Source organism: Microcoleus sp. Pol14D4 (genome assembly GCF_036701245.1).
In the GTDB taxonomy this organism is placed as follows: Bacteria; Cyanobacteriota; Cyanobacteriia; order Cyanobacteriales; family Microcoleaceae; genus Microcoleus.
Window position 1 is genome coordinate 1 of sequence record NZ_JAUBQM010000083.1, and the last position, 23,378, is coordinate 23,378.

The 23,378-nt window shown below is 46.6% G+C and carries 24 protein-coding genes and 1 pseudogene; 14 read left to right on the forward strand and 11 right to left on the reverse strand.

The genetic code is table 11. The features are described from left to right. Nucleotides 1–51: 51 nt before the first annotated feature. Together QUA33_RS23070 and QUA33_RS23075 are read right to left on the reverse strand one after the other, a co-directional pair. Entirely contained in the window at nucleotides 52–864 is an 813-nt protein-coding gene (locus QUA33_RS23070; RefSeq protein ID WP_333151491.1) for a reverse transcriptase N-terminal domain-containing protein, read from the reverse strand. A gap of 545 nt (nucleotides 865–1,409) precedes the next feature. Next, nucleotides 1,410–2,237: a M15 family metallopeptidase gene (locus QUA33_RS23075; RefSeq protein WP_333151493.1), complete on the reverse strand. Its 828-nt coding sequence runs from the start codon at nucleotides 2,235–2,237 to the stop codon at nucleotides 1,410–1,412. A 55-nt stretch (nucleotides 2,238–2,292) separates the two neighbouring features. Here QUA33_RS23075 and QUA33_RS23080 point away from each other — a divergent pair, with 55 nt between their 5' ends. After that, nucleotides 2,293–2,436 carry a hypothetical protein gene (locus QUA33_RS23080; RefSeq protein ID WP_333067808.1) on the forward strand — a complete coding sequence of 48 codons (144 nt, stop codon included), beginning with the start codon at nucleotides 2,293–2,295 and terminating at the stop codon, nucleotides 2,434–2,436. Nucleotides 2,437–2,462: 26 nt separating this feature from the next. Here the strand turns inward: QUA33_RS23080 and QUA33_RS23085 are convergent, their stop codons facing one another. The 3 genes and pseudogenes from QUA33_RS23085 to QUA33_RS23095 form a co-directional block, all read right to left on the reverse strand. Then, on the reverse strand, nucleotides 2,463–2,645 hold the full coding sequence (locus QUA33_RS23085; protein WP_333151495.1) for a helix-turn-helix transcriptional regulator: 183 nt from the start codon (nucleotides 2,643–2,645) through the stop codon (nucleotides 2,463–2,465). A 36-nt stretch (nucleotides 2,646–2,681) separates the two neighbouring features. Beyond that, entirely contained in the window at nucleotides 2,682–3,050 is a 369-nt protein-coding gene (locus QUA33_RS23090) for a transcriptional regulator (RefSeq protein ID WP_333151496.1), read from the reverse strand. After that, nucleotides 3,043–3,382, reverse strand: a pseudogene (locus QUA33_RS23095) (type II toxin-antitoxin system RelE/ParE family toxin). The gene QUA33_RS23090 and the pseudogene QUA33_RS23095 overlap by 8 nt, the downstream one beginning before the upstream one ends. 272 nt (nucleotides 3,383–3,654) lie before the next feature. Here QUA33_RS23095 and typA point away from each other — a divergent pair. The 3 genes from typA (at nucleotide 3,655) to QUA33_RS23110 (ending at nucleotide 6,038) form a co-directional block, all read left to right on the forward strand. Further along, nucleotides 3,655–5,445, forward strand: coding sequence for a translational GTPase TypA (gene typA, locus QUA33_RS23100; RefSeq protein WP_333151498.1), 1,791 nt, complete (start codon nucleotides 3,655–3,657; stop codon nucleotides 5,443–5,445). Between the two features lie 105 nt (nucleotides 5,446–5,550). Beyond that, complete coding sequence (locus QUA33_RS23105; protein WP_333151500.1) at nucleotides 5,551–5,772, forward strand: hypothetical protein; 222 nt, start codon at nucleotides 5,551–5,553, stop codon at nucleotides 5,770–5,772. Then, nucleotides 5,772–6,038 carry a Txe/YoeB family addiction module toxin gene (locus tag QUA33_RS23110; RefSeq protein WP_333093428.1) on the forward strand — a complete coding sequence of 89 codons (267 nt, stop codon included), beginning with the start codon at nucleotides 5,772–5,774 and terminating at the stop codon, nucleotides 6,036–6,038. The genes QUA33_RS23105 and QUA33_RS23110 overlap by 1 nt, the downstream gene beginning before the upstream one ends. A 56-nt stretch (nucleotides 6,039–6,094) precedes the next feature. On the opposite strand, the gene QUA33_RS23115 is transcribed toward QUA33_RS23110, so the two are convergent. Then, entirely contained in the window at nucleotides 6,095–7,156 is a 1,062-nt protein-coding gene (locus QUA33_RS23115) for a tetratricopeptide repeat protein (RefSeq protein ID WP_333151502.1), read from the reverse strand. A gap of 257 nt (nucleotides 7,157–7,413) precedes the next feature. Here QUA33_RS23115 and QUA33_RS23120 point away from each other — a divergent pair, with 257 nt between their 5' ends. The 4 genes from QUA33_RS23120 to QUA33_RS23135 all read left to right on the forward strand — a co-directional run bounded on the left by QUA33_RS23120 (nucleotide 7,414) and on the right by QUA33_RS23135 (nucleotide 10,816). After that, nucleotides 7,414–7,959 (forward strand): hypothetical protein, encoded by a 546-nt coding sequence (locus QUA33_RS23120; RefSeq protein WP_333151504.1) that lies wholly within the window; start codon nucleotides 7,414–7,416, stop codon nucleotides 7,957–7,959. A gap of 137 nt (nucleotides 7,960–8,096) precedes the next feature. Then, nucleotides 8,097–8,969 (forward strand): ParA family protein, encoded by an 873-nt coding sequence (locus QUA33_RS23125; protein WP_333029965.1) that lies wholly within the window; start codon nucleotides 8,097–8,099, stop codon nucleotides 8,967–8,969. Then, nucleotides 8,966–9,412, forward strand: coding sequence for a hypothetical protein (locus QUA33_RS23130; RefSeq protein WP_333151506.1), 447 nt, complete (start codon nucleotides 8,966–8,968; stop codon nucleotides 9,410–9,412). Before QUA33_RS23125 ends, QUA33_RS23130 begins: the two co-directional genes overlap by 4 nt. A 135-nt stretch (nucleotides 9,413–9,547) precedes the next feature. Continuing rightward, nucleotides 9,548–10,816, forward strand: coding sequence for a DPP IV N-terminal domain-containing protein (locus QUA33_RS23135; protein ID WP_333151508.1), 1,269 nt, complete (start codon nucleotides 9,548–9,550; stop codon nucleotides 10,814–10,816). Nucleotides 10,817–10,957: 141 nt separating this feature from the next. Here the strand turns inward: QUA33_RS23135 and hpsL are convergent, their stop codons facing one another. Then, nucleotides 10,958–12,622: a hormogonium polysaccharide biosynthesis protein HpsL gene (gene hpsL / locus QUA33_RS23140; protein WP_333151510.1), complete on the reverse strand. Its 1,665-nt coding sequence runs from the start codon at nucleotides 12,620–12,622 to the stop codon at nucleotides 10,958–10,960. 519 nt (nucleotides 12,623–13,141) lie between these two features. Here hpsL and QUA33_RS23145 point away from each other — a divergent pair. Further along, the gene (locus QUA33_RS23145) at nucleotides 13,142–13,843 is read left to right on the forward strand and encodes an alpha/beta hydrolase (protein WP_333151511.1); all 702 of its coding nucleotides are present in this window, start codon (nucleotides 13,142–13,144) and stop codon (nucleotides 13,841–13,843) included. A gap of 143 nt (nucleotides 13,844–13,986) precedes the next feature. On the opposite strand, the gene QUA33_RS23150 is transcribed toward QUA33_RS23145, so the two are convergent. The 3 genes from QUA33_RS23150 to QUA33_RS23160 all read right to left on the reverse strand — a co-directional run bounded on the left by QUA33_RS23150 (nucleotide 13,987) and on the right by QUA33_RS23160 (nucleotide 18,056). After that, on the reverse strand, nucleotides 13,987–14,883 hold the full coding sequence (locus QUA33_RS23150) for a succinate--CoA ligase subunit alpha (RefSeq protein ID WP_190737145.1): 897 nt from the start codon (nucleotides 14,881–14,883) through the stop codon (nucleotides 13,987–13,989). Nucleotides 14,884–14,972: 89 nt separating this feature from the next. Beyond that, entirely contained in the window at nucleotides 14,973–16,202 is a 1,230-nt protein-coding gene (locus QUA33_RS23155; RefSeq protein ID WP_333151513.1) for a succinate--CoA ligase subunit beta, read from the reverse strand. A 336-nt stretch (nucleotides 16,203–16,538) separates the two neighbouring features. After that, entirely contained in the window at nucleotides 16,539–18,056 is a 1,518-nt protein-coding gene (locus tag QUA33_RS23160) for a glycosyltransferase family 2 protein (RefSeq protein WP_333151515.1), read from the reverse strand. A gap of 246 nt (nucleotides 18,057–18,302) precedes the next feature. Between QUA33_RS23160 and ebsA the strand changes: the two genes are divergently transcribed. Beyond that, nucleotides 18,303–18,677, forward strand: coding sequence for a type IV pilus biogenesis protein EbsA (gene ebsA / locus QUA33_RS23165; RefSeq protein WP_006634686.1), 375 nt, complete (start codon nucleotides 18,303–18,305; stop codon nucleotides 18,675–18,677). 361 nt (nucleotides 18,678–19,038) lie between these two features. Here ebsA and QUA33_RS23170 read toward each other — a convergent pair whose 3' ends face one another. Beyond that, a complete protein-coding gene (locus QUA33_RS23170) occupies nucleotides 19,039–19,404 on the reverse strand; it encodes a hypothetical protein (RefSeq protein WP_333151517.1) in 366 nt (121 codons plus the stop codon). Between the two features lie 546 nt (nucleotides 19,405–19,950). On the opposite strand from QUA33_RS23170, the gene QUA33_RS23175 reads away from it, so the two are divergent. The 4 genes from QUA33_RS23175 (at nucleotide 19,951) to QUA33_RS23190 (ending at nucleotide 22,882) form a co-directional block, all read left to right on the forward strand. Next, nucleotides 19,951–21,048 (forward strand): phosphotransacetylase family protein, encoded by a 1,098-nt coding sequence (locus tag QUA33_RS23175; protein WP_333151529.1) that lies wholly within the window; start codon nucleotides 19,951–19,953, stop codon nucleotides 21,046–21,048. A 276-nt stretch (nucleotides 21,049–21,324) separates the two neighbouring features. After that, nucleotides 21,325–21,828 (forward strand): hypothetical protein, encoded by a 504-nt coding sequence (locus tag QUA33_RS23180; RefSeq protein WP_039887610.1) that lies wholly within the window; start codon nucleotides 21,325–21,327, stop codon nucleotides 21,826–21,828. Between the two features lie 15 nt (nucleotides 21,829–21,843). Next, nucleotides 21,844–22,260 (forward strand): MAPEG family protein, encoded by a 417-nt coding sequence (locus QUA33_RS23185; RefSeq protein ID WP_333151531.1) that lies wholly within the window; start codon nucleotides 21,844–21,846, stop codon nucleotides 22,258–22,260. A gap of 130 nt (nucleotides 22,261–22,390) precedes the next feature. Beyond that, nucleotides 22,391–22,882: a YajQ family cyclic di-GMP-binding protein gene (locus tag QUA33_RS23190; RefSeq protein WP_006634691.1), complete on the forward strand. Its 492-nt coding sequence runs from the start codon at nucleotides 22,391–22,393 to the stop codon at nucleotides 22,880–22,882. Nucleotides 22,883–23,378 lie beyond the last annotated feature (496 nt).

Genomic DNA, 23,378 nt, shown 5'->3' on the forward strand with positions numbered 1-23,378 from the left:
TGGAGATTGAGGATAGGTTTGGACACTAACCTAGAGAAGTCACCTCCTCACTCACAACATGCGACATCGTGTCGCGCTTACCATGTCATCCGCGTAACGGACTGATTGATGTATTTCTTCAATCCCATTGAGAGCAATATTGGCTAGTAATGGACTTACCACGCCCCCTTGCGGGGTTCCTTGTTCTGGAAATCTTGGATTGACTCCTGATTTTAGACACCGGAATATTCCGGTCTTGATGCCTAATGGGGCGATGAGTCTTTCCATAATGCTATTGTGGCTTATCCTGTCGAAGCATTTTTCGATATCGAGTTCTATGACTCGCTTGGATATTCCGTGGGCTTTTGAGCTTAGATTTAGGAAAAGAAATTTCTGCGCGTCATGCGCTGACCTCCCTGTCCTGAATCCGTAGCTACGAGCGTGGAAGGTTGCTTCGTGTGCTGGCTCTAGCGCGTATTTTGCGAGGCATTGCCACGCTCTATCGGCGATAGTAGGTATCTTAAGGAGGCGGGTACTCCCATCCTTTTTTGGGATTGGTATTGAACGTAACTTCTGATGTTTCCAGTTGTTATTTTTGTCTCTGAGTTCTTCACTCAGGGAAAACCTTTCCTCAAATGTGAGTGAGGCTCTTCCATCGATTCCCGCAGTCTTTTTGCCAGCATTTAGTTGAGTTACTTGACGTATCGCCAACATTCTTGCAGCCCGAGATTTCAGAATTAGCTTTTGAAGGGACTTCGCTTTCTGCTTGTCTCCAACTTGAATCGCTTTAAACACTCGTTTTTGTAGGCGGAATAAATCACGGCGGAATTTCTTCCACGGTAACGTCTTCCAAGATTCACTAACATTGCTGCTGTGTCTAACCATGCGCTGCTCTAACTTATGTTTTCTGAACACCGAGCGACCAATTACGGTCTGTCCTACCCGAACTAAGGGAGTTCCGCTGCTCGTCTAGCCTACGAAAGAGTTCGACTTCCTCTTGACCCTCAGTTCGTTTTTCTTCGTTCCCTCGGTTAGATTGATTGTTCCTTTAGGTGGAGCCAATTTAACTGCTGGATTCCCTGGACTCTTGCCGATATTGAGACAGGTGATTCGGCGGGAATGAACTCCAGTGGAGTCGGGAGTTTTGGTCTGTGTCCCGCTCTAGATTAAGTTACTTTTCTAGGCTCTGTTTCACCATTGGAACCCCCCATTAGCGCCAAGTGTCACCCCACATTGGGTGTCTGGTTGCGCCCTGTTCCCAGCTTCACTCTCCAAGAATCGAGCTCGGTCGGTGTGGGCAGATAGGGAGTCATACCTGAGTCTGGCAGAAGGGGCTTGCACCCTTATCAGACCGAGAGTTCAGCCTTGTGGCTGGAAACGTTATGTACGGGCTTTCACCGTGATTCACGTTTCAACGAATCGCACTGCCTCTACTTATTCATCGAATGAGCTTTGTAGAAAGTTTCGAGGCTTTGCTTGTCGCCCACAAACCGCCAATGCCAAGGCTCGTAACTGACGCCTTGGCGATTGTTTTTGGGGAAGGACATTTCAAAGCTGAAGGCGACGGCGTTGGCTTCTAACCACTTGAATGCTTGGGTATTTTCAAAACTGGGGCTGAGGTTGGTATCCGGGGCGCTGCCGTCGCCGATGTCGATCGCGTAACCTGTGTGGTGTTCGCTGTAACCTGGAGGGGCGCTGACTTCGGCTCGCTTGCTGGCGTTTTGCCTGCGTTCGGCTTTCACGTCAAAAAATACGTGCTGTTGGTCTTCCAGGGAGCGAAAGCCCGATATGGGAGCGAAGTAGATGCCTGATGCGGCGGCGGCGTTGGCCATTTCTTGATATTTTGCTGCTGCTGAGGTGCGGAGTTTGATGCTACCGTCGGAGGTGACGCCTACCAAGTCTTTGGCTGGTGCTTCTGGGTACGGCAAGTGTCCCAGGAGGTTGTCTGGGGTTGTGGGGACTTTAGGGGTGCTAGCTGGACTCGCGACAGACGGAGACGCGGAACTTGTCGGCGCTGAGTTTTGTTGAGTTTGCTCTGCCTGACTGGTGGCTGGGAACAAGTTAAAGTTGAGGTGCAGCCAGATGCTGACCCCACAGGCTAGTGCGGCCAACCCTAGCAGTTTCCAAATCAGCCCTTTTTTCTTGGACTGACTCTGCCCTGCTTCTGGGTATGGGTGGTCTCGCACTGCTTCGGGAATTTCGTCGGCGACAAGCTCCGAGGCTTGCGGGGGTTTTCTTGACAGACTAGCGTTATCCAAGCCAGCTCCACTCCTGCACTTCAATAAGGCTCAACGTTAAAAATTGTAGACCGATATGGGCGATCGAACAGCTACAATTGCCGCTGAGAATATATCATCTCTTTCAGACTTCGCCCCGTCCCATCCGCCAACTCTCGCATCTGTTGCTTGGGCCCACAGTCGATCGTCCCTGCGAGGCCGAACTGGTTGGCGCTGGTAGCGCTGGTTTATTTTAAGTGTAATTTGTTACTGTTCCACAAAATCCCACAATTCTTCGATCGACACATCAAACGTCCGGGCCAATTTTAGCAGAGCACCGATGTCAGCCATTACCGTACCGGGCGATCGGGCATAAGTTTTAACAGTATTGTAGGATACGCCGGAGGGATCGGCTACTTCCTTTAGCGATCGGGCTTCGATCGCCGTCAAGGTCTAATTACTAGCTTAAAGCTCGATCGCCCAAAATCAAACATTACCAACTTCCGCCAATTCAGCAGCACTAACAGAATCTTGCTCTTCCCCTTTATCCCCTTCATCAACCGCAACAGTTAACTTCAATCCCAGAGCATTCAGCCAATTAGCCAAAGCATAAATTGTCGCACTTCCTTCTCCCGACAACAAAACATCTAATTTTTCCAAATGCAATTTAGCATCTTCAGCAGACATATTTGGTTCGCCCAGAGCCTCAAATACATCTCGAAGTGCTTTTCGCATGATTCCTAATTCCAAATCTCCTTCTTCCTCCTCAAGTATCTCTGTGAGGTAAGCCACAGCAAATAAGGGGTCTTTGAGAGATTTAATTTTTAACGGATGGTAAGGTACGCTTTTAGGCATTTTCTCTGCTCCTGTATTCTCTCCAATATTTCTTAGCTGTGCTAATATCTTGCTCTTGAGTGCTTTGATCTCCACCACACAGCAGAAGCACTATAGTTGTTTCTATTTGTCCAAAATAGACGCGTTAGCCCGGGCCAAAGTCAATCCTAAATTCCCAGACTCCCTCTCCCAGCGATCGAGAATCTCCCAGATTGCCATCGCTAACCCGCTCAAGCCTTTTAATAATCTTGGCTTTGCCTTTAAAGTCAAGGGAGAGATTCCAACCACTCGGAAAAAGGAATTTTGCCATCAGGTATCTGATACTGCTGAATATCTCTGGGTTGTACTTCCATAAAGTCGATCGTGCTTGCACCCTCATCTTAATACCGGCGATCGCCCCCTATCCAACCTTCTTCACCTGGACCAACTCAAGATCGCCCATCGAAAGAAACTCTGCCATCAGGGGTAGTGTAACGCTCCATTTATCTCAGTTGCGCTTCTATAATCTTGATTCTAGCGACGATCGCACTCCAATCTTAAAGCCGCGCCCGATCGCCCCTTGACTCCATGCGCTACAATTATTAAGAAATCTTTAGTTAGATCCGTTTAACGTTCCAGACGCATTATGAGTCTTCCCATTCGCAACGTCGCCATCATTGCTCACGTCGATCACGGCAAAACCACCCTTGTGGACGCTCTCCTCAGACAGTCCGGGATCTTCCGCGAAGGGGAAGAAATCCCAGATTGCGTCATGGACTCCAACGACATCGAGCGCGAACGTGGCATTACCATCCTTTCCAAAAACACCGCCGTCAGGTACGGAGAAACCCTGATCAACATCGTCGATACCCCCGGACACGCGGACTTCGGCGGAGAAGTCGAACGAGTTCTCGGCATGGTTGACGGCTGTTTGCTGATCGTAGACGCCAACGAAGGCCCGATGCCGCAAACCCGCTTCGTGCTCAAAAAAGCCCTAGAAAAAGGACTGCGCCCGATCGTCTTTGTGAATAAGATCGATCGCGAGCGAGCAGACCCCCACAAAGCCGTCGATAAAGTTTTGGATCTGTTCCTCGAACTAGGTGCTGACGACGATCAGTGCGAATTTCCCTACCTCTTCGGTTCCGGCTTAAGCGGTTACGCCAAAAAACACCTCGAAGACGAAGGGGTAGATATGAAGCCCCTCTTTGAAGAAATCCTCGACCACGTACCACCCCCCGTCGGCGACCCCAACAAGCCGCTGCAACTGCAAGTAACCACCTTAGATTACTCAGAATACGTCGGTCGCATCGTCATCGGTCGCATCCACAACGGCACAATTAGAGTTGGTCAACAAGCAGTCTTAATCACAGAAAGCGGCGCGCTTGTCAAATCAAAAATTACCAAATTGATGGGCTTTGAAGGCCTGAAGCGGATAGATATCCCAGAATCTACTGCTGGTAATCTTGTCGCCGTTGCCGGTTTTGCTGATGCGTATATTGGCGAGACAATTACCTGTCCCAACGACCCGCAAGCGCTGCCTTTAATCAAGGTAGACGAACCGACTTTGCAGATGACTTTCTCTGTGAACGATTCGCCGTTCTGCGGTCAAGAAGGTAGTTTGGTAACATCGCGACAAATTCGCGATCGGCTAATGCGAGAACTCCAAACCAACGTCGCCTTGCGCGTCGAAGAAACCGAATCTCCCGACAAATTCCTCGTATCCGGCCGTGGCGAACTCCACCTCGGAATCCTGATCGAAAATATGCGTCGCGAAGGATACGAATTTCAAGTATCCCAGCCGCAAGTAATCTACCGCGAAATCGGCGGTCGTCCCTGCGAACCCTTTGAATGTTTGGTGTTAGACGTACCCGAAGAAGCCGTCGGCGGCTGCATCGAACGCCTCGGTCAGCGGAAAGCAGAAATGCAAGATATGCACGTCAGCAGCACCGGTCGCACCCAAATCGAATTTTCAGTTCCCGCTCGCGGTTTGATTGGATTCCGAGGCGAGTTCATGCGCTTGACTCGCGGCGCTGGAATTATGAACCACAGCTTCCTCGACTATCGCCCCCTCGGTGGAGAAATTATCGCCCGTCGCAACGGAGTATTGATTTCCTTTGAAGAAGGAGTTGCAACTACTTATTCACTGAAAAATGCTGAAGACCGCGGCGTGTTTTTCATTACCCCCGGAACCAAGGTTTACAGAGGGATGATTATCGGAGAAAACAACCGAGATGAAGACATGGAGCTGAATATTTGCAAGTCGAAGCAGTTGACAAACCACCGCGCATCTGGCGGTGAAGAATTGGCGCAATTGCAAGCACCAGTCGATATGAGTTTGGAGCGCGCTTTGGAGTACATCGGCCAGGATGAATTGGTGGAAGTAACACCGAAATCAATTCGCTTGCGGAAGGTTTCTAAGAAGTTGGTCAAACGCTAAAACAATTTGAGGGCTGGCAATTTTGCCAGCCCTTAGTGTCAACTTCAAACTACTGTATTTAAAGGCAATATTAATTTTTATAGAAATCAAAAATAGGTAAAAACGATGTCAACAGTTTATCGTTTAAAAGCCAGTGAACTAGATCGTAACTTTTTAGAACAAATTAAAGCGCTTTTTGGAGATAAAGAGATTGAAATAATTGTCTCAGAATGCGATGAAACCGAATATCTTTTGAAATCGGAAATCAATAAAACCAAACTGTTGAAAGCTATTGAAAATGTTAAAGACAGACAAAATTTAGTTGAAGTCGATTTACAGGATTTGTAATGAGTAGAAGAATTATTTTTGAATCTTCTGCTTTTGCAGATTTTAATGAATGGGCAAAATTAGACAAAAAGATTTATCGCAAAATTGTAGAACTGATTAAAGATATAGATCGATCGCCCTTTGAAGGATTGGGCAAACCTGAACCTCTGAAATACGAGTTAAGTGGTTTTTGGTCGAGGCGCATTGATAACGAACATCGTTTGGTTTACCAAGTTACAGATGAAGAAATTGCGATCGCAGCTTGTAAGAATCATTATAGTGAATGAAGCTTTAAGCAATGTAGCGATTGCTCTTTTTATCAATTTACTAAATGCGATCGCTCTCAATCTTCTTGTTGAAGTTCTTCTATTAGATTAAGTACCTTTTGGTAATTTTCTTGTTTTCCCTGCACCCGATATAAATTTTTAGCAGTGTGAAAATCCTCATCTCCTCTGCGGAAATCGCCCAGTTCATAGTGGACAATGCCTCGGTTGTAATAAGCTTCAGCCAAGTCTCGTTTAAGCTTAATTGCCTGGTTATAATCCTCAAGCGCTTTCTCTTTGTTCCCCAAGCTATAGTGAATAACCCCTAGGTTGTAGAATATTTTAGGATTATTAAGATTCAGGTGAGCTGCCCGGGTATAATCTTCAAGCGCTCTTTCCAGATTTCCGGATTCCAAGTAGACATCACCTCGATTATTCCAAGCAAGGGCATAATCAGGATTTAGTTCAATTGCTCGGGTGAAATCTTTAAGTGCCCCTGGCACATCCCCCATTTGTACACGAGCAAAACCTCGGCTATTGTAGGCTTGATGATTGTTAGGATCTAGTTGGATTGCTCGGCTGTGATCTGCCTGTGATCCTCGGTAATCACGTAATTCACAAGAAATAATACCCCCGTTTTTGTGAAAATCTGAACACTTAGGATTGAGCAATATCGCCTCTGCGTAATCTTCAATTGCTCCCGGCAAGTCTCCTAGTTCATAGCGAACCTTAGCCCGGTTATTGTAGGCATCTGCATAATCTGGATTGAGCTTAATTGCTCGATCGAAATTTTCAAGTGCTACCTCAAAATCTCCTTCCTCAGCCTTTTTTATTCCCAGTTTATTGAAATCCTCAGCACAGAGAGGAGAGTGCGATCGCACCCTCTCCACCACAACCTCGTCACAAAAGTTGTCCAGCACTTCCTCAATTTGCTCAGGTTCAGTATTTGCAGGTTGCGTGTTGCTGGGTTCTTTCTGTTCTTGCTTCGATTCAGGTTGATTGATAGGAGAATCGACTATTTTTATTTTTTGCCAATCTAACTCTAGCTTTTGGCAAATATTAACAAAAATTGTGCGCTTAACAGCCCTACCATTAAAAAAATTTACAACAGGCTGATAACTTATGCTTAGTTCATTTTCCAAATCATGATAATTCCACTTCTTGTCCGTCAAAGCTATTCTGGCTTGTTCGATGCCTGCTTCAGATGCTGTAAGCGATGTCTTTGCCCTCTTTGCCATAGTCCCACTACTCTATTTGTGACCATTTTAGCTCCTCCTATTATAAATCATACCCAACTCATACCAAAGTCATCCCTTACTTAGGCTGAACTTTAAAAGTGTGACTGCGAAGCTAGGGATGTAGTGATTCACTACTCAAAACTTAGCGGACGGAATTAATCATGTACAACAATAATCAGCACACCGAAGCCGAATTATCCCAGCCACTACCCCCGCTTTCCCAAAAACAGGAATACGACTTCCAAAGTCAAAAGAAAGTAGGAAAGACAGGAGAGGCGATCGTAGACCAGTGGTTGCAGATTCATGGCTATCGCATTGAGGATGTCTCAGATTTGCCACAGTATCAGAAAGCAGGTATTGACCGCGTACTAATTCGCCCAAACGGTTCAACTGCAACTGCTGAGTACAAGACTGATATAAAAGCCAAGCAAACTGGAAACTTGTTTTTTGAAGCTTGTGACGATCGCAACCGTCCCTGTTGGGGATGGACTTCGCAAGCCGATCTCTGGATATTTTTCATTCCTCAACAGGAGATATTGGTCGTCGAACCGGGTAAATTCAGGTTGTTAGTTTCGCAACAACAGCCAGAACTCTCGCAGAAAGTAGTACCAAATCGAGGCTACAGTGTAACTGGATTACCTGTTCCATTAGTAAAGGTGCGGAATATTGCTAGTCACGTTTTCAAGTTTCCTGACGTTCTTTTCTAAAAAGAGACTCGCTGTTAATCTGGCGATCGCCTACTCAAGGCAATCGCCATTATTGGAGTAATAATACTTAGCAAACGCTAATTGGGCGATCGTTATGTTTTAATAAAAAATTGAGCAAAATCCAAACAAAGCCAGCCATGAGTCCTAAATCAATAGCCGTAATCAACTTCAAAGGCGGGGTCGGAAAGACTACCGTCACTTGGAGTCTGGGAAATATTATATCCCAAGGAACCGACTTAGAAGTCTTGATGTTAGACTTAGATCCGCAAATGTCGCTCACAGAGGCGATCGGACTTAACGAAAATACAGGTCATTTAGATGACAAGTTTGGTAAGTGGTACGAAAAATCCCTCAAGCATAGACTTACAATTTACGACGCTCTAGAAGTCTTTAAAAAAGCCGGACAAAACTTTAAATTTCCCGTTGGTTTCGACACCATTTATCAGATTGACGAACAGTTGCATTTTGTCCCTTCAGTTGAAGAATTGTATTGGTTGGATATCGATGGATTTGAGGGAAAAAGTGTTAAAGACTTCATCCGCAGATTCATCGGCAAAATCGCCAACTCTGCCAATCTCCCCAAATACGACTTGATGCTTTTTGACTGTTCGCCTTCCTTCAGTCTCCTCACCTACAGCGTACTCTCTTGCTGCGACTTAATATTAATTCCCGTCAATCCCGATTATTTTGGTTCTAGGGGATTGAGTTTAGTTTTAAACTCGCTTCAGAAACGGATTGAGCCTTATCCGTTTCCCAAGATAGCAGTCTTTATGAATAAAGCTAAAACCTATGGAGGATTGCTGACAAATGAAGTTCAGTTTTACATGAGAGAAGTAAAGAGACTTTGCGACGAGATATCAAAAGATAATAACATAGAAGTTAGATTTTTAGAATCGACGATTCGGGAAAGCGTGGGGCTAAAACGGGCGATTAATGAGGGAGAACTGCCGCGAGAATTAGTTAGAGAATTTGAAAAACTATGGCGCGAGTGTGAGGAGTATCTGAAATGAGTAAAAAAGAAAGTTTGGCTGCTTCCGAACAAGAAAGCGGGGGGTTGGTTGAGGAAATTGGCGAACTTAAGGAAATCTTGCGGGACGTTGCTCGAAAATTAACCCGGCTTGAGACTCAAGTCAAGCGGGGAGTGATTTCTGCTGGCTCAAAAACTTCGGATATTCCCAGGGGTGCTGATGTTAATAAACCTGTTAATTTATCGGCTAGAAATGTTCTAGAAGTTTATGAAGAACTGCGTTTACAAGCTAAGAATGGTAATGAAGAAGAGGTGAGGCAAAAGTTGTTAGCCATGAGTGCAACTGACTTGAACTTGATGTGTTGCGAGTTAGGGATGCCACCCAGCAGCAAGAATCCGTCCCGCAAAAAAATGTTCGAGCTAATTATTGGCAGAATTAAACAGAGTTTGAGGCTATCGAGACATATCGACAGACAAACACTTTGAATCGGGCATTGTGAATGGGGCATTGGTAATAGCTTGGAGTTAGAATTTGCCAGCTACCCGCAGGATTTTAAGAAGTCGGAGATATGAGGACTGAAGACTGTGAAAATTTAAAAGTAAGGAGATGATATTGACAAAATGCTTTTGAATAAATTATTGCGACTTAGTTCGATCGCCCTTATCTCCTTAACACTCTTAATCAGCTTGTTTTTGAGCCTTCACAGCCCTCCGACAACCGCAGCCCAAAAACCAAGCAGACTGGCGTTTGTGGCTCTCCAGATGCGCGGCAGCGAGTTTAGAACAAGTTTATTTGGGGTCAATGCTGACGGTTCCTCCCGCCGCGAACTTGCCCCAAACATAGATGTTAGCTATACCCTAGTTTGGTCGCCCAACGGTCAGCGACTGGCTTTCGTGAGTGGCGATACTGACATTTATACAGTCAATGCTGACGGTTCTCGACTAACTAAACAGTTTGCTGGGGATGCTTGCAAAGCAGCTAATTTTGAAATAGCTTGGTTTTCCAACAGCCAGAAATTTATTTTTGCCCGTTCTTGCGACGGTTTTACCTCTGATACTCCCGGCAGTCAATCACTTTATATAAGCGACACTTCTGGCATCCAAGCAACTAAATTAGTTCGGGAATTGGAAGTAGGAGGAGAGCCGCCTCAAACGGAAATTTCATCGGAATTTCACCTTTCGCCAGACGGTCAGCAGGTAGCATTTGTCAAGGATAAAAATATCTACAAAATGAATGCCGACGGTTCGGGAATGACCAAACTAACTAAAAGTCCCGGCGAATATATATCTGGCGGCAGTCAACTTGTTTGGTCGCCCGATCGCACAAAAATTGCTTTCCTGTTCGGCGCTTATCCGAAACAGCAACTTTACACAATTAATGCCGATGGAACCAACCTCAAAAATTTGACAAACAACCCGCAAAATGAGGTTTACAACGTCAAACTATTTTGGTCGCCCGACAGCAGCCACATTGCTTACTATTACAATAAACCCGGCGATTCAACAGGCGAACAGCAAGATATCTACTTGCTCGACATTAACCGGGGTACAGCCAAGAATCTCACCCAAAAACCCAGAAACTACGACGAACTTTCGTGGTCGCCGGATGGCAAATTTATTGCTTTCGTCGCTGGAGAGTTCAATAATCAAAAACTCTACAAAATCAATGCTGACGGGAACCAGCTAAATCAACTAGCTACCAGGCTAAAACCGTCTGGGATTTCAGAATTAGCTTGGTCTACTGACAGCCAGCAAATTGCGTTTATATATACTGAAACCGAAGGCGAAAAAAGTAACTTGTATGTAATTAATCGGGACGGGTCGGCATTGACTAAATTCACAAACGACAAAGATTTGAATGCTAGCCATCCGGTTTGGCAACCCCAATAAAGTTAAGAGACACAATATGCTGTAGGGGTAGATTTTAGCATAGATAAACCCAGCAGGCCGCGCTATATTGGGATTCCCCCGCAGCGAAAGCGGATTACTTAACAAGAAACAATCCACCCAACTCAACACTCAAAACTATTCTCAAATTGGGGAAGATGCAATAATTTTTTTCTCCTTTAATGGCTGGTGAACTTGCAATTCATTTGACTCAACTTCCTGGTGTTTTTCATCCTGCACCTGTTTATCAATTTTGGGCAACTTTAAAATCGCGCCAGCTAAAACCCAATAATACACGGACACTGGATCTACATCCAGCGGATAGTATTGAGTATTAATCGTAATAAATGCAACAAACACCCAAAAACTAGCTCCGTAACTTCGCAAACTTTTGTCCTTGACTGATCTGTAAGCTTTAAAAGTTAGAAAAGCTAAGTGTAAAAGCATCACCTGAAAACTAATCATTCCCGGATAACCGAGTTCGTAGATCAACTTAGGTTGGAAAGTTTCAATTAGCTGCGTGCTACCAAATATTCGCGTTGAATTAGTCGCTCGTCCCACACCTCTACCGAGAGGTCTGTCAATGATAAAATTGTGGCTTTGCTCGAACTGATTAAAGAGAAACTGCTGGGGCGGTGCAGCATTCCAGCGACTAACAAAACTATCCCACCGCTGCTCGACAATTCCCGGGTTAATAGCTGCACCGACAAACAGCAGAATCGCCAGTCCTGCACCGATGGGAATAAATCGTTTTAAATTAACTAATTGACCGGTGAGAACTAGCAGGATTGCTGTAGCAAGGGGAACCATAACTAAAGCAGCTCTTTGACCGGAAATAACTGCATTGGCAAATACTAATGCCATGCCCAATAAACCGATAACTCGCCACCAGAATGAAGGATCGCAAAAGGCAGAGGCAAAGGTTAAAAAAGCATTAGAAATTAAAAACCACGCCCACTGCCAAGGCGCGACAAAAGTTCCCGGCAAGCGGACCATCTTGACTTCTGGACTGAACACCAAAGAACCGCCGACAAAACATCTAGCTTCCAGCGTTGCTTTATATAATTCGGCTCCGGTCATTCCTCTGGTTCCTGCACACTTTCCACTTTGCAGCAACAGGTACTGAATCAAACCGAGAAGGCAGCAAACGATCGCCAAAACGATGTGCATTCGACTAAAAAATACCAAATCCTTCTTAGTGCGGAGCAGATAATAGGTACAAGCAATCAGCGGTATGTAACCTATCAATACTTTTAATCCGAGAATTCCTTGCAGAATTGGTTTTTCACCCGCCCTAGGGTTGAGCTGCATCTCCCCGTTGACAAAAATTAAAGTCAGCATTGCCATCATCAACACGATGCTGAAGGTAGAAAGCATTTGTTTAGGAATGAACAGGGGCAACTGTTTATTTTTGCAGCTTTGAATTAGGGCGATGAGAGCTGGTATGTAGAAAGCATCTTTGGCTACTTGAAATGCAGGATTCCCGCCGCCAATTGCGTAGGTAATTGTACCACTGAAAGGCAGGTAAATTAGAAAAGTCCACAAAGCTTGACGGGGGTATTTGTAGGAAAGCAGCAAGATGGCTGCGGCTGCGCCTCCTGCAATAGCAATCTTAGGGCCGGCTACGAAAAACAGGGGAATGCTGAGAGCAACGGTGACTAAGCAGCTTATGGCGATCGCCTGCACCAATTCATTGCGCTTTTCTGAAATTTTGCGTTTTTGTGCAGCTACTTCTTTTTTGCTGAGCGCTGTTGTTTTTTCACTGTGCTTGTGTTTGGATTTCTTGGATTTGCGCTTGGTTTTCAGCATATAGTAGAAGGAAGTTCGGCAACGAGCAATGTACGGGATGTAACGGATGTCAGTCCGATGGAAGAGGGAAGTTCGGCAACGGATTCTATAACGGATGTAACGGATGTCAGTCCGATGTCCGTCGGAAGAAGGAAGAAGGAGGGAAGAAGCAAGAGGGATTTAGTTGCCTAAGAGAGAAAGAATAAGCAATCGACCCCTAATGTTTGTGCAATTAAGAAGTCCTCCCCGTCAGGGCGGTTCCTATAATTTTTATAAGGCACTTATGTAGAAGGCGGAAGACACTCTAATATAGAAGGCGGGAAATTTAGAAGGTAGAAGGCAGAAGGAATAGAAGCGAAAAGATTTCGGCAGATGTGGTTACTTATTTTTAAAGTCAAGAGCGAGAAAAAGTCTCGGTCGAGATTGTCGGTGTGACGCGGGCACAAATTACACTGGCGACCTTGTAGAATATAACTGCTGCATCTATAATGTACAAAAATGTACAAATCTAGAAAAAATAATTTTAATGTAGCGGTGAATATGAAATTAACAAAATTTGTATCGATCGGCATTGCCCTAGTTTTAGGAGCAAGCGGGAGCATATTATCTAGCAGCAGTACAGCATTAGGGGCCGAAAAAGTTGTCCTCACATTTGGCCCGATCAGACAAGGCATCAATATCAGCGACTTAGAAGACTTTGCTAAAAACGGCACGACAACGCCAACCCTCCAACAAATTATCCGGTTCTCCAAAATGGACGCGCAAATGCTGCGGGGGTTCATGGGTTTAGAAATTGGTTTAAAGCCTGCTAATCTGGCGAGGGTGGTTTACAGCACCCCAGGAGAAAAAATCACTGACGATATCGGTCAAGCAATTCGGACTCAGCGCCGCACAGAAAGCGGGAAAGCTTTGCGGGCAGCGGTGATCCTGGCATCGGGGGATGACGGTAAGGTATCGCTGCTGGAAATCCTGAAAAAGTATCCTCTCAAGGAGGTTTACGTAGATGTTGCCAGCCTTCGCACCGCTGTTGGGAAAGTTCAGAGTATAGCCGGAACTCTGCGAAGCCTGCTTCAAGATGTGACGAGATCGACAACTCGCACAACTGAAACAAATCCCACCGAAACTCCGATCGAACCTCGCCGCAGCGTGCAGCCAACAACTCCGCCTCCAGCCCCGCGCCGCGCCGCCCCCTTGCCAGCACCCGCACCGCAGCCTGTGAGGCCGGTCAGAGGGCTTTGGTAAAAAAATCATAAATGTGTCCTAAAGGCGGGTTGAAGCGGCTGTTGTGGCATTCTGCAAACACTTTTGAGACCAAACCCGCCCCCGCCCTACCCCTATCCCAACCCCCAAGAGGGTTAGGACTTTGGTGAAAACTCCCAAAGCAATCAATTTTTCTTGAGCAATTTTTTGAGCAACTTAGGAATTTCTGAAGGTCGAGCCGCCACAGGTATGTCAGCCTCTTCAAAGGCAGCCATTTTGTTTGGGGCCGTAACTCCAAAGGCTTTTTGGGCAGCCGCCCGAGAACTGATCAGGATGCCGGCGTGGCCCAAAGACGGCCCCTTGGGAGCGTAGCGGCCGGCTAGATAAGCAACCACGGGTTTGTCGATCGCCGAGGCGATGTAAGAAGCAGCAGCTTGTTCACTCCACCCGCCAACTTCCCCTACCAAAACCATCGCTTCGGTACTGTCGTCTTCGTCCAAAATTTGCAGCCACTGCATAAAAGAAGAACCGACAATCGCGTCGCAGCCAATACAAACCGCCATCGACTGTCCCAACCCAGCCTCCGTCAGTTCTAGGGCAACTTCGTAAGTCAAAGTGCTGCTGCGGCTGATCACTCCCACCGGGCCGGGAGTGTAAAATTCCTTGGGGTGAGTTCCCAGCAGCAGTTTGTCGGGCACAATAATCCCCGGACTGTTGGGCCCGATTACCAAAGTTTCGGTGGCTTCTGCTTTTCTGACTAAGTGCACCATATCCAGAGGAGGCACTCCCCCAGTAACGATCGCGATTTGCCGAATTCCTCCGGCGATCGCTTCTAAAGCAGCATCCAGCACCGAGTAAGCGTCTACCAAAATTACCGCAGTGTCAACGTGACCCACTGCCGCCACTGCTTGTTCTACCAAATCAAAAATCGGAATTCCCTCCACTTCCAGCCCCCCCCGACCGGGACTGACACCGGCGACTACATTCGTGCCGTATGCTTTCATCATCAGGGCGGCGCGGGTGGACGCGGGAGATTCTGTAATGCCCTGTACTAGGACTTTGCTTTCAGGAGTTAAATTCATTTGTTCCCACTTGACACTCGATCTGTAAAAAGCAGAAGGCCTTCATCTGTGCATAACTCTTGTCTTTTGCCTCACGACTGCTGCTGCCGCTACTTGGCGGAGGATACAGAAGCTGCTGCAGCCTCATCCAAAGTGCTAGCTAGCTGCACCGGCAACTGTCCCAAACGCTTTTTAACAGCATCAGCATCGATCTCTACCAGCCGCAGCACCACTTGGATGTGGCGGTTAGCGCGAGCTTTCCGTTCCAAATAGCCGACTACTGCAGCGATTATTTCCTCGGTCTTGGAGGCGCTGCCCAAAATATTTACAAGTATCACCTTAACGCTTTTATCCTGAGCGACTAACTCCAGACCCAACTCCGCGCGATCGCGCAGGGCATTTGCTGCATCGTAGCGGTCTAGGGAACCAATATTCACGAAATTAGCTGGTTTTCCTCCTTGGTGGGTTACAGCATCTAGAGTTGCCATTGTCAGGCCCACTCCGTTGCACAAAACCGCGATATTCCCGTCTAGTTCGATTAATTGCAGGGATTCGGAATTCGAGATTGGGGATTTAGATTTGGGGTCAAACTCCGGCTGCTGCTGAACCTTCGAGTGGGAATGGGAGCGATCGCCAGAGGTATGGGGGCTTCTCCTTTCCCGTGCCAACCCGCTGCTTTGCCTCTTCCCTGAGAGTGTAGCCAAATCTGGATGCCGCCCCAAGGCATCGTCGTTGGCGGTGACTTTACCGTCTAAAGCCATTACCTCTCCCGTCGGACTGATGCCGAGAGGATTGATTTCTACTAAATCTAAATCTTTTTCGACAAACAGCCGGTACATTTTTTCGACAATGGTGCTCACCGATTGAATCAAGTCTCCCTGCAATCCCATTTTCAGCGTGAGACGCCTCGCGTAGAATGGGGAAAATTCTTGATCTACTGCCACTTGCTGCATTTGCTCGATCGACCCTTCGACATCCATACCTCCTTGTCTCGAACCCAGAAGCACCGGGCGGCGGGCTACCGGGTCTAGGAGTACCGCTAAGTACAATTCTTGGTCAGCGTTGTACTTTGCTTCTGCCAGCAGGACTTGGGGATATTCATCCTCGATCGGCAAATTAAAAATTGTTTGAGCCGCTGCTACTGCATCGATCGTATTTTCTACAAACTTGATACCGCCCGCCCTGCCCCGTCCCCCAGCCCGCACTTGCGATTTGAGTACAACGGGGTAAGGAATTTTCAGTCCTTTGAGGTCGGCGGGATTGTCAATCCGCTGCGACGGCAAAATCGGAATTGCCATCTGGCGAAATAAAGATTTAGCTTGGTACTCTAACAAATCCATTATCAATTACGGGTGACGGGTAGTTGGCAACAAGCAATTCGTCCTAATTGGCAATTCATAATTAATAGATAGTAATTGGTTTTTTGTCAAGTTAAAAGTTAAAAATTCTCGCTTTTATCTTTTAATTTTAGACTTTTGTATGGCCGATTACTTATTCGCTATTACCGCTCGCCGATTACCTATTACCTAAGCTGTTTCAAAGTGTTTTTTTCTCGGAATTGCCAATTTTCACTCTCGGCTCTGGCGGGCAGATATTTGGCGAGCGTTAGTGTTTTTTTGCCTCGGAAAATCTTCGGATTTTCGGCCATACTGTGCCGAAATATTTCTGCGAATTGTTTACTTGAGGCTATTAACAGCGCCTTGATGGACGGTTTTGACCCATTTGAGCCGCTTGGGGCGTACCGCAATCCGAGCCGTCACAGTCCCTACCAGCAGCCAGTGGAACATATACACAGTACCCCGCAGTGTTTGCAGCAAGGTGAGAAAAACTCTTTTAACGTCAAATTTGGTCTCTTTGCGAGTGCGGCGCAAACCGACAAACATTCCCACCACCGACAGTGTAAGGGTCATAAAAGTTATGGGACTGGCGATCGGCATCCGGCGCAGCGCAATTGACATCACAAAGTCGGGTAGGGCTACTGTCGGTAAGAAATATTGAGATACCCAAAATCCAAATAAATCCCAAGTTTTCCCAGTTCCCATGCGGTTCCGCAAAATTAGCCGCCAGTAGTCAAGATAACGCTGATAGCCACCTTCTGCCCAGCGATTGCGCTGGTGCCACAGAGCGCGAGCGTTAGTGACTCCTTCTTCTGACACGGCTGGGAAAGCGAGAAATTCAATGTCCCATCGGTTTAGGTGCAGCCTCACCGTCAAATCCAGGTCGTCGGTAATCGTCTCCTCGTTCCAGCCTCCGCAGCTTTCCAAGGCGGTGCGGCGCATGAATTGGCCGTTACCGCGCAATTCTCCAATGCCGCCGATCGCAATCCGCTGCTGCTGGAAAAAACTGTCGAGAGCCATTTCTGCTTCTTGGCCGCGAGTCCAAAAATTTACCGAAGCATTGGCGATGGCTTTTCTGACTTGCACAGCCCCTACCTTTTCTCCTTGGAACACTGGCAGCACCCGGCGCAGCAAATCCGGCGTTACTGTCGCGTCGGCGTCAAATATTCCGACAAATTCCCCGCGAGTCAGCGGTAACACTTGATTCAGGGCTCCCGACTTCCCGCCGCTGGCATTTGCTCCTCTGCGAAATATTTTGAGCTGGGGGTACTTTTTGGTTAGCTGTTCCAATACTAGCGGCGTGGCGTCGCTGCTGTGATCGTCGATCGCCCAAACTTCATAGCGGTCGATCGGATAATCTACATTGCAGATGGATTCTACGAATCGGGCAATCACCGCTTCCTCATTTTTCGCCGCTACCAGCAGCGACACGTAAGGCCACTCCTCTCGACTTTCATCGGCAAGAGGCGGCAGTGCGGGCTTGGGGGAAGCAAACAAAACTCGAAATGCTTGCATCCACAGCAGTCCCGTCAACCCCCACACTACCCACGCACCCCAAGAAATCAAGTGCAGGGCGATCGTGCCGGCCCAAATCGCAGCAAGCACTGCGGCGGCTTTTCCGCGGCGTCCCCGGTACAGATTTTGAGGAAAGGAGGGAGTTCCCGGCACAGACACCGCAACCGGGAGTTCTGCTTTTGTTTCCGCGTCAAACACCCTGTCGCCAATGTCTGGTATAGCAAATACTTTGCTGAGCTTCGAGTGCGAGGTCAAACTCTTGAGCTCTTCTTGAGCTAAATCAGAGATGTCCAAGTTAAGCTCGCTGCGAGCGTCGTTTTCTGGCCAAGAACTCTCCTGCATAGGTTACTTGATTCAACCACCAATAGTTTTTGATTTTAGATATAAGCATCTACTGTATCAGTTTCTGGGCTTTTGTCGAAAGCGGACGGGAGGACAACCAGCGGGTTCGGTGCTTGTACGGCCCTGGTAAACGGGTACTGCATCGAGTATTTTGGTTGACTTTTGCTTGCGATCGACCTGGAATATCTGTTAGTTTTTTCAGGGGATCTAAACTATCTGTTAGTAATAATTGTCTGAGGTGGAAATATGTCTATTCCTCAACTCAAGCCAGCCGATGACAAAGAAGTGAAAGTCTACGCGCCTTTCTGTCAAGAGCCCAGGCGCAAGTTTTTACCGCACGCTATTGGCCTCTACAAGCTCAAAAGCTTGGAGGGGGCAAGAAAAATTGACGGCGGGGAGAGCGTGCCGTTTGTCGCTAGTTGGAATATCTCGTCGCTGCCGATCGACTTAACCCGCTGTCGGGTGTTGTTTGACGGCAATGCTGAACTCAGCTACGAAGTGACTATGCAAAGCTCTGAGTTTGTTAGTTGCTTAATTGAGGTTCTCCTGACTTTTCAGCGAACTCGTACCGTCGATTTTTCTAAAACGTTTTACCGCAAGCTGATGCGAATGGATGAATAACTTTCACCGCAGCCGCACTCCCGAAAGTCTGCAATTGACAATCAAGCAATTTAATCCGGGGCCCCCGGATTCATTCGTGGATCGTGAAAAAAGCTCCGAATCCCGATCGCCAGCCCCCGGATTTATCAGTGGGCTTGCTTTCTTCAATCTAAAATCTAAAATCTAAAATCTAAAATCGATTGACGGGCGCTATAACTGGCGCACCAATAAAGTGTAAAGCCACGACGGCAACATTACACTTTATTGGTGCGCCAGTCCTATTTGAGAAGCGGAAAGAGTAAGTGAGTTGTTGGATCATTCTCAATAATCCCTTTGGGGGTCAGCACTTATCCCCATTGCTAAAGTAAATCTACAGCAGTTTTCAGTTGAGCGTGATACAGATTTCGCGTATGGACTCAGGCTTTGCCTGAGTCCATACCTGTATTTCATCCAATTGAAAACTGCTGTATTTGTTGTGGGACAAGCGCAAAAGCCTATTTCGGATATTGGTGCTGTGCGAGTACGCGCGAGCGAAGCTATCGCCGTGAGGCGAATCGCGCCGTCCGATTTCGTTCAAATTTTGCGACTCGGTAGCTGAGAGGAAAGGGCTGTAGATCCCCCCAAGGAAAATCAATCTACAGCCCTGGAACTGCGATCGGGCTAGCATCGCAATCAGCCCAAAGGCTGCGGAAATGCCAGCCGACACCGCCCGACAATTTATGTGTTTAGATGCTAGCAGTCCGAGCATAACAAGCTTATTGCTCGCATTGCTAGATATCAGTTTGAACGGGGGCGAGCGCACTAATAATTAATAACTAATAATATTTATCCATTTTTAATTATATCCAAAACTGATTAGGCAAGCACCGTGATTTCTTCCTAGACACTTTTCTATTTAGCAACTAAAAAGTTTTCTAAACCCTATAAATCGGGTGTTAGGTAAGATCTATCATCCATTTTTACCTTGTTGTTTTTATTTTATATAATGTTCGTGCTCGAATACGGGCAATAATAAGGTCTAAAAACCTTAGAATTAAATCGGTTTTTAAATAAATTAGGGTCGATTAATACTTATCAAAAACTGCTGGTAAAACAAACAATTCAAAAACTCCTTTTCCCAAATCAAGTAAAAAGAATGGGCAGAAAAGGGTGGCGAATATGTGAATAATAATTTTCCGTAAGAAAACAAGCTGCCCAAAAGCGACAAAATCGAGTATAATTGTATTGCCAAATTGAGTCGCAGTTCACAAATACTGTAGAAAAAACTAAATTTATTGAAATAGACAGGTGCAAATTGAGGATTGAAGGCGTACCCAAATTGACTAAATATTTGCTGATCGGTTCCACAAAAGCTTACAGCGGCAAGTCTGCCATCGCTCTGGGGATGGCACTCGGACTCCGGGACAAGGGGCTGGCCGTCGCCTACGGCAAACCTCTGGGAACCTGTTTCAGCTCTGAGGGAGCTGGGATCGAGGACGAAGACGTGCGGTTCGCGGTAGAGACGCTGAAGCTCTCAGAAAGTCAGATGCCGTCAACACTGCTGTATTTGGATGAAGAGACGGTCCACAAGCGTTTGCGGAGAGAAGACAAAACAGATTACCGCCAGTCTTTAGCGGAATATTTGCAAGCTCCCAGCGGAGACTTGGTGCTGTTAGAAGGCCCAGCTAATTTGGAGGAAGGCAGTCTGTTTGACTTGTCTTTGGCTCAAGTCGCTGAGGCAGTTGATGCTTCTGTGCTGTTGGTAGCCCGCCCGATCGATCTTTATATAGACGATTTGCTGTCTGCTAAACAGCGTTTGGGTTCGCGGTTGCTGGGCGTGGTACTCAACGACGTTCCCTCGGACAAACTAGAATCGGTAACGGCGACTGTGCGGCCTTTTCTGGAGGCTGCGGGTATTCCTGTTTTGGGAATGCTGCCGAGAAGTGCTTTGCTGCGGAGTGTCAGCGTCAAAGAATTGGTGCACCAATTGAAAGCTGATGTGCTGTGCCGTCGAGACCGTTTGGATTTGATGGTGGAAACCTTGACAATTGGTGCAATGAATGTTAGTTCGGCTCTGAAGTATTTCCGCAAAGCGAGAAATATGGCGGTGGTGACGGGGGGCGATCGCACGGACATTCAGCTAGCGGCTCTGGAGAGCTCGACTCAGTGCTTAATTTTGACAGGCCACTTGCCTCCTTCTCCCCTAGTGATTGGCAGGGCAGAAGAAATGGAAATTCCGGTTTTGTCTGTTGATTTGGATACCTTAACCACGGTAGAAATTATCGACAGCACCTTTGGCAGCGTGCGCCTGCACGAACCGATCAAGGTGGAATGCGTTACTCAGCTAATGGCAGAACATTTTGACCTTGAGGGTCTGATGGCATCCTTGGGTCTGAGCGATCGAGTCCATTAATAACAGAGCCGGAGCTGAGGGAAGAAGGTATTCGGCAGAGAACTTTTTGTTTAAATAAATAAAAAGCCAAAATTCTTAAATTCTCAATTTTTCTTGAATTCTACCTTGAGCTCCGGCTGCCGAATGTCTTCAGACATTCTGCCTTCGGGCTTCCTCAAATCTCCAGATCCTCTAGTCTGAACCCGTAAATCAGCAATTCTTAACTTCTTTTTGGCGGCAATGGCTAGTGAGTCTGCTAAAATCCACAACGTAGTTTTATTTAATTTAATAAATTCTTTGAGTCAATCAATTGAGCTACCCAGAGTAGATGATTTTTTACAAGAACTTGCGGCGATCCAGCAAACCAGCTCCAAGCGGATTGCTCTTTTGGGTTCTCGCCACGTTCCTATTACCCACCAGCAGCTAATTGAGATGCTGAGCTACGCCATAGTTCTGGGAGGCAATCAGCTCATCACTTCTGGCGCTACAGGCACCAATTCAGCAGCAATTCGGGGGGCCATGCGAGCAGATCCTAATCTGCTGACGGTGATTTTGCCACAAAGCATGAGTCGCCAGCCTCGGGAGTCTCGCGACCAACTCGAACAAGTGATACATTTGGTAGAAAATCCCAAAAATGATAGCTTGTCTCTCCCGGAAGCAAGCGCCATGTGCAATCAGGAGATTATTTCTCGCTGCCAGCAACTGATCTGTTTTGCTTTTCACGAAAGCCACACTTTGCTGAAAACTTGCCAGGATGCGGAGGAACAGCGCAAGGTAGTTACTCTGTTCTATTTTGATTGAACTGCGAGGCGGATGATGCTGTTGGGATTACCTGTGTCGGTTATTCTGCTTGATTGTATTGCTGCTGCTGCTGCGCTGGTTTACGCACCGTTTTTGGTGGTTGCGTTCGCCCGCTTGCAGCTAGGCTACGACCAAGCAGCCCCCCGCGCTATGTTTGATAAGTTGCCGGCTTACGCTCAGCGGGCAACTTGGGCTCACCAAAATTCGTTTGAGACGTTTATGCTGTTTTCAGCGGCGGCTTTGATGGCTTTTGTGACGGGGGTAGATTCGGAACCGGCGGGTTGGGCTGCGATCGCTTTTACGATCGCCCGGTTGTTGTTTTCGGTTTTCTATATTCTGAATGTGCCGCTGGGGCGATCGCTCATGTTTGCGATTAGTTCTTCTTGCACAGCTACTTTATTCTATTTCAGTTTAATGGCTGTTAATGGTTAATTGTTATTAGTCAGTGGTCATTAGTCATTAGTCATTAGTTAAGAGACGCTTAATTAATGACTAATTACCAACTATCAACTATCAATTACCCATTACCAACTACCAATTACCCATTACCAATTACTAATTTATGGCTGCTAGTTATTCTTTTGATATTGTCAGCGAGTTCGATCGGCAAGAATTAGTTAACGCTGTTGACCAAACTGTGCGGGAAATTCAAAGCCGCTACGACTTGAAAGATACCAAAACTACCGTGGAATTGGGCGCAGAATCCATTACTGTCAATACTGACAGCGAATTTACTCTCGATGCGATTCACACTGTTTTGCAAACTAAAGCCGCCAAGCGGAATTTATCTTTGAAAATTTTTGATTACGGCAAAGCTGAACCTGCTAGCGGCAGTCGCGTGCGTCAAGAAATTAAACTTAAAAAAGGGATTAGTCAGGAAATCGCGAAACAGATTACTAAGTTAATCCGCGATGAGTTTAAAAAGATTCAAGGTTCGATTCAAGGCGATGCAGTGCGGGTTTCTGCTAAGGATAAGGATGATTTGCAGTTGGTAATTCAACGCTTGAAGCAAGAAGATTATCCGGTGGCTTTGCAGTTTACAAATTACAGGTAAATTTTTGAAAGCTAAGTATGGGATTCCCAGTTGTGCGATCGCCTCTTTGAGTGCGATAGAAACTGCGTTGCGCTTGCTGGGATTCGGAAATCTTGCTTTGTTGCAAGCTGATGCTGACTAGATATTTGCACCAAATCAACTTGTATATCGCTTTGGAAATAGACTTCAGTACAATCTGTTTTCTCAACGGTCTGAACAAATCGATTCAGCCAAGCCTGAAGCTACTATCAGAATTTTGATGACAGGAGATTCGCTGTTCAATAGGAATAATACCACGGATTCAGATACAAACTATTACATAATTGTTGGCAGCGCGTTTGTTGGGCATCAAAAAGCAGGTTCAGGTGCTGAATCCTTCTGCAGGTTTTTGGGGAATTGGCAATCAATTGGGATATACAGCAGCAAGTTGATAGATGACAGTAGCAGCATTTAGTAAACCAGTTTTTTAGATGTTGAGGATTTATTAAGTAGGTCGGCGGGATTAAACTGAACTATG

Excerpts from the sequence above, each read along its gene's own strand:
- QUA33_RS23070 (WP_333151491.1), bottom strand. The coding sequence starts at position 864 with ATGGTTAGACACAGCAGCAATGTTAGTGAATCTTGGAAGACGTTACCG.
- QUA33_RS23080 (WP_333067808.1), top strand. The coding sequence starts at position 2,293 with ATGGGCGATCGAACAGCTACAATTGCCGCTGAGAATATATCATCTCTT.
- QUA33_RS23090 (WP_333151496.1), bottom strand. The coding sequence starts at position 3,050 with ATGCCTAAAAGCGTACCTTACCATCCGTTAAAAATTAAATCTCTCAAA.
- typA (WP_333151498.1), top strand. The coding sequence starts at position 3,655 with ATGAGTCTTCCCATTCGCAACGTCGCCATCATTGCTCACGTCGATCAC.
- QUA33_RS23105 (WP_333151500.1), top strand. The coding sequence starts at position 5,551 with ATGTCAACAGTTTATCGTTTAAAAGCCAGTGAACTAGATCGTAACTTT.
- QUA33_RS23110 (WP_333093428.1), top strand. The coding sequence starts at position 5,772 with ATGAGTAGAAGAATTATTTTTGAATCTTCTGCTTTTGCAGATTTTAAT.
- QUA33_RS23120 (WP_333151504.1), top strand. The coding sequence starts at position 7,414 with ATGTACAACAATAATCAGCACACCGAAGCCGAATTATCCCAGCCACTA.
- QUA33_RS23125 (WP_333029965.1), top strand. The coding sequence starts at position 8,097 with ATGAGTCCTAAATCAATAGCCGTAATCAACTTCAAAGGCGGGGTCGGA.
- QUA33_RS23130 (WP_333151506.1), top strand. The coding sequence starts at position 8,966 with ATGAGTAAAAAAGAAAGTTTGGCTGCTTCCGAACAAGAAAGCGGGGGG.
- QUA33_RS23135 (WP_333151508.1), top strand. The coding sequence starts at position 9,548 with ATGCTTTTGAATAAATTATTGCGACTTAGTTCGATCGCCCTTATCTCC.
- hpsL (WP_333151510.1), bottom strand. The coding sequence starts at position 12,622 with ATGCTGAAAACCAAGCGCAAATCCAAGAAATCCAAACACAAGCACAGT.
- QUA33_RS23145 (WP_333151511.1), top strand. The coding sequence starts at position 13,142 with ATGAAATTAACAAAATTTGTATCGATCGGCATTGCCCTAGTTTTAGGA.
- QUA33_RS23150 (WP_190737145.1), bottom strand. The coding sequence starts at position 14,883 with ATGAATTTAACTCCTGAAAGCAAAGTCCTAGTACAGGGCATTACAGAA.
- QUA33_RS23155 (WP_333151513.1), bottom strand. The coding sequence starts at position 16,202 with ATGGATTTGTTAGAGTACCAAGCTAAATCTTTATTTCGCCAGATGGCA.
- QUA33_RS23160 (WP_333151515.1), bottom strand. The coding sequence starts at position 18,056 with ATGCAGGAGAGTTCTTGGCCAGAAAACGACGCTCGCAGCGAGCTTAAC.
- ebsA (WP_006634686.1), top strand. The coding sequence starts at position 18,303 with ATGTCTATTCCTCAACTCAAGCCAGCCGATGACAAAGAAGTGAAAGTC.
- QUA33_RS23170 (WP_333151517.1), bottom strand. The coding sequence starts at position 19,404 with ATGCTCGGACTGCTAGCATCTAAACACATAAATTGTCGGGCGGTGTCG.
- QUA33_RS23185 (WP_333151531.1), top strand. The coding sequence starts at position 21,844 with ATGCTGTTGGGATTACCTGTGTCGGTTATTCTGCTTGATTGTATTGCT.
- QUA33_RS23190 (WP_006634691.1), top strand. The coding sequence starts at position 22,391 with ATGGCTGCTAGTTATTCTTTTGATATTGTCAGCGAGTTCGATCGGCAA.